Raw genomic sequence first — 4,666 nt, 5'->3', positions numbered from 1 at the left:
ACCTGTTCTGGTTCGCCCATCATACCGTCGTGATGGCGGCACTGACACGATTGCCGCCGATTCCCTGCCTTGCCTACGGCAACGCCAATGATCTCGCCCGCCAGCTCGGCGAATTCCTCCTGCGCGGCATCGGACTTAACGAGGCCGCAATTACCACCCATTGGGGCAGCGAATTGACGCAGTCGCCGCCGACGGAAGCTGCAGAAAGTGCATGACATGAACATCGCCACCGAACCCAACATTGCAGGCAAGCCCTACGACGAGAAGGCGCCCAAGCGCCGGGCGAGGCCGGTGCTCTGGTTCTTCATCGTCGGGCTGCTGCTGGCTCTGCTGGTCGGCGGGCTGGTCTGGTTCAACTATTTCCGCGGCAAGATGATCGCGCAGTTCTTCGCCAACAACAAGCCGCCGCCGGTGTCGGTGAGCGTGGCCGAGGCCAGGTCCGAAATCGTTCCGAACCTGTTGACCGCGGTCGGCGATCTCGCCGCCGTGCATCAGGTCAACGTGACCTCGGACGTCTCCGGCCGCGTCACCGAGATCAAGTTCGAGGCGGGCACCCATGTCGCCGCGGGCACGCCGCTGCTGCAATTGTTCGACGCGCCGGAGCAGGGCGACCGCGCCAACTTCAAGGCGCAGAGCGTCGTCGCCCAGCTCTCGCTCGACCGTGCCAAGCAACTGGCCGCGCGCCAGTTCGGCCCGCAGGCGACCGTCGACCAGGCGCAGGCGGCCTACGACCAGGCCAATGCCGGGATCGCCAAGACCGAGGCCATCATCTCGCAGAAGCTGATCCGTGCACCATTCGACGGCGAGCTCGGTGTGCGTCATGTCGAGCTCGGAGAGTTCCTGACCGCCGGCAGCGCGATCGTGTCGCTGACCGATCTGTCGGAACTCTATGACAACTTCACCGTGACCGAGAAGGACAGCGGGCAATTGAAGGTCGGCCAGACCGTCCGCCTGAAGGTCGACGCCTATCCGGGCAAGACCTTCGACGGCAAGATCACCACCATCGAACCGCAGGTCGCGACCGACACCCGCAACATCCGGGTGCAGGCGACGATCTCCAACCCCGATCACATCCTGAAGCCCGGCATGTTCGCGACCACCACCGTGGTGCTGCCGGACAAGCCGCCGGTGATCACCGTTCCCGAGACCGCTGTCGACTACACGCTCTATGGCGACTCGGTGTTCGTCATCACCGAGAAGAAGACCGACGACGGCAAGTCCAGCCTGACCGCGACCCGCACCTTCGTGCAGACCGGCAACCGCATCGAAGGCCGCGCCGAAATCCTGAAAGGTGTGCAGCCCGGCGACCGCGTGGTCGCGGTCGGCCAGCTCAAGCTGCAATCGGGCGCGGCGGTCGCGATCTCGACCGATCCGACGCCGCCGATCCCAGCGCAGCCGCCGCGTTACTGAAACTATGATTGCGTTCCGCAGGGAGAGCGACTCCGGGTTAACCTCGCCCCGCGCTTGTCCGCCGAAGCCCGCCTTCGGGCGAAGGCGGATGCGGGGAGAGGTCGAAATTCAAGCGCAGCTTGAATTTCGGGTGAGGGGGAGCTTCCGCGAGCGCGATCCCGCAGTGAATTCGCGGAGAGAGCCCCTCACCGCGGCCCTCTCTCCGTAAGGACGGGAGAGGGAGAAGAGACAAGCCTCTCAACCCGAGATCATGTTACTCTAGTCGCCGGATAGTCACGATGGTCTTCACCGATATCTTCATCAAGCGGCCGGTGCTGTCCGTCGTGGTCAGCCTGCTGATCCTGCTGATCGGCCTGCGGGCCGGCGGCGTGATGCCGATCCGGCAATATCCGAAATTGTCCAACACGGTGGTCAACGTCACCACGGTCTATCCCGGCGCCTCCGCCGACCTGATCCAGGGCTTCATCACCACGCCGATCGAGCAGGCGGTCGCTTCCGCCGAGGGCGTCGACTACATCACCTCGTCCTCGGTGCTCGGCACCTCGACCATCCAGGTCTACATCAAGCTCAATTTCGATCCCAACCAAGCGTTGACCGAGGTGCTCGCCAAGGTCAACTCGGTCAAATATCTCATTCCGAAGGAATCGAACGACCCGATCGTCACCAAGACCACCGGCCAGACCACGGCGGTGATGTATCTCGGCTTCTCGTCCGAGGAGCTGTCGGGCTCGGCGATCTCGGATTACCTGACGCGCGTGGTGCAGCCGGTGCTGTCGACCGTCGACGGCGTCGCCTCGGCCGACATCCTGGGCGGCCAGACCTTCGCGATGCGATTGTGGCTCGACCCGGTGAAGATGGCCGGCCGCAACGTGTCGCCGGCCGATGTGTCCGCGGCCATCACCGCCAACAACTTCCAGTCCGCGGCGGGCCAGACCAAGGGTTACCTGATCGTCTCGAACGTCTCGACCAACACGGGTCTCACCGACGTCAACCAGTTCAAGAAGATGATCGTCAAGGCCAAGGACGGCGGCTTCGTGCGGATGGAGGACATCGCCACCGTCGAGCTCGCGGCGCAGAGCACCGATGCCAGCGTCGCCTTCAACGGCGAGCACGCCATCTTCATCGGCGTGCAGGCGACCCCGCAGGGCAACCCGCTGACCTTGGTCAGAGGGGTGCGCGCGCTGTTCCCGGAGCTCGAGCGCAACCTGCCGCCCTCGATGAAGATGAAGGTGGCGTATGATTCCACCAAGTTCATCCAGTCCTCGATCAATGAGGTCGAGAAGACGCTGGGCGAGGCGGTGCTGATCGTCGTCGTGGTGATCTTCCTGTTCCTGGCGTCGTTCCGCTCGGTCATCATTCCCGTCGTCACTATCCCGTTGTCGCTGGTCGGCGTCTGCTCGCTGATGCTGGCCATGGGCTTTTCCTTCAACCTTCTGACGCTGCTCGCCATGGTGCTGGCGATCGGGCTCGTGGTCGACGACGCCATCGTCGTAGTCGAGAACATCCATCGCCATCTGGAGGAGGGGCTGCCGCCGGTCCAGGCCTCGCTCAAGGGCGCGCGGGAAATCGTCGGGCCGGTGATCTCGATGACGATCACGCTGGCGGCGGTCTATGCGCCGATCGGCTTCCTCGGCGGCCTGACCGGATCGCTGTTCCGCGAGTTCGCCTTCACGCTTGCCGGCTCGGTGATCGTGTCCGGCGTGATCGCGCTGACGCTGTCGCCGATGATGTGCTCGGTGTTCCTGAAGAGCGCCGACGACGGGCGGTTTGCGAGGCTCGTGAACAGGGTGTTCGGCGCGATGACGCGCTGGTACGGCCGCAGGCTCGACCGCTCGCTCGACTATCGCCCTGTCACGATGCTGTTCGCGGTGACGATGCTCGGTCTCGTCGGATTTCTGTGGCTGCACACGGCGAGCGAACTCGCACCTGAGGAGGATCAGGGCATCGTGTTCGCGGTGACCAAGGCGCCCAAATACGCCAACATCGACTACCTCGATTTCTACGGCGAGAAGCTCGACAAGGCGTTCCGGAAGTTCCCCGAGACCGATCTGCGCTTCGCGCTGAACGGCATCAACGGCCCGCAGAACGGCATCGCCGGCATGCTGCTGACCGCGTGGGACGAGCGCACGCGCTCCTCGATCAAGCTGAAGCCGCTGGTGCAGGCGGAGCTCTCCAAGATCGAAGGTGTCCAGGCGTTCGCCTTCAACCTGCCGCCGCTGCCGGGCGGCCCCGGCGGCCTGCCGGTGCAGATGGTGATCAACTCGACCGCGGGCTTCCAGACCGTCTATGAGCAGATGGAGAAGCTGAAGGATGGCGCCCGCAAGAGCGGGCTGTTCATCGTCTCCGACAGCGATCTCGCGTTCAACCAGCCGAACGTGAAGGTGACGATCGACCGCACCAAGGCCCAGGACCTCGGCGTCAACATGCAGAACCTCGGCAGCACGCTCGCGGTGCTGCTCGGCGGCAACTATATCAACCGCTTCAACCTGGAGGGCCGTTCCTACCAGGTGATCCCGCAGGTGCCGCGCGACAAGCGGCTCTCGCCGGAGTCGCTGGGCGGCTACTATGTGGCGACCAACACGGGCCAGCAGGTCCCGCTGTCGACCCTGGTGTCGGTCGAGACCACCACCGATCCGAATGCGCTGACCCACTATAACCAGCTCAACTCCGCGACCTTCTCGGCGGTGCCGATGCCGGGCGTGACGGTCGGGCAGGCGGTCGACTTTCTCGAAAGCGAGGCCAAGAAGCTGCCGGCCGGCTTCAGCCACGATTACCTCGCCGACTCCCGGCAATATGTGCAGGAGGGCAACCAGCTCGCCATCACCTTCGGCTTCGCGCTGATCATCATCTTCCTGGTGCTGGCGGCGCAGTTCGAGAGCCTGCGCGACCCGCTGGTGATCATGATCTCGGTGCCGATGGCGATCGTCGGGGCGCTGATCCCGCTGTTCTTCGGCGTCGCCACCATGAACATCTACACCCAGGTCGGGCTGTTGACGCTGGTCGGCCTGATCACCAAGCACGGCATCCTGATGGTGGAGTTCGCCAACGAGCTGCAGCTCAACGAGGGACTCGACCGCCGCTCCGCGATCGAGATGGCCGCCCGTATCCGGCTGCGGCCGATCCTGATGACGACGGCGGCGATGGTGACCGGCCTGATCCCGCTGTTGACCGCATCAGGCGCAGGTGCGGCGAGCCGCTTCTCAATCGGCCTCGTGGTCGTCGCGGGCATGTCGATCGGCACGCTGTTCACGCTGTT

2 protein-coding genes and 1 pseudogene are annotated in these 4,666 nt (G+C 64.4%); all 3 read left to right on the top strand.

Annotated elements, in window-relative coordinates; all coding sequences use genetic code 11:
• Positions 1-215, top strand: a pseudogene (locus tag JOY90_RS01665) (TetR family transcriptional regulator); the annotation flags it as partial.
• A gap of 1 nt (position 216) precedes the next feature.
• Complete coding sequence (locus JOY90_RS01660) at positions 217-1,410, top strand: efflux RND transporter periplasmic adaptor subunit (RefSeq protein ID WP_291689437.1); 1,194 nt, start codon at positions 217-219, stop codon at positions 1,408-1,410.
• A 278-nt stretch (positions 1,411-1,688) separates the two neighbouring features.
• A partial coding sequence (locus JOY90_RS01655) for an efflux RND transporter permease subunit (protein WP_291689436.1) occupies positions 1,689-4,666 on the top strand: 2,978 nt, incomplete at its 3' end.

The organism is Bradyrhizobium sp., assembly GCF_019242285.1.
In the GTDB taxonomy this organism is placed as follows: Bacteria; Pseudomonadota; Alphaproteobacteria; order Rhizobiales; family Xanthobacteraceae; genus Bradyrhizobium.
Note: the sequence above shows the minus strand (reverse complement) of the source record. Positions and strands in the feature narration are given on the sequence as shown.

What these genes read in the sequence shown, in the direction of transcription:
- JOY90_RS01660 (WP_291689437.1), top strand. Translation starts at nt 217, where the DNA reads ATGAACATCGCCACCGAACCCAACATTGCAGGCAAGCCCTACGACGAG.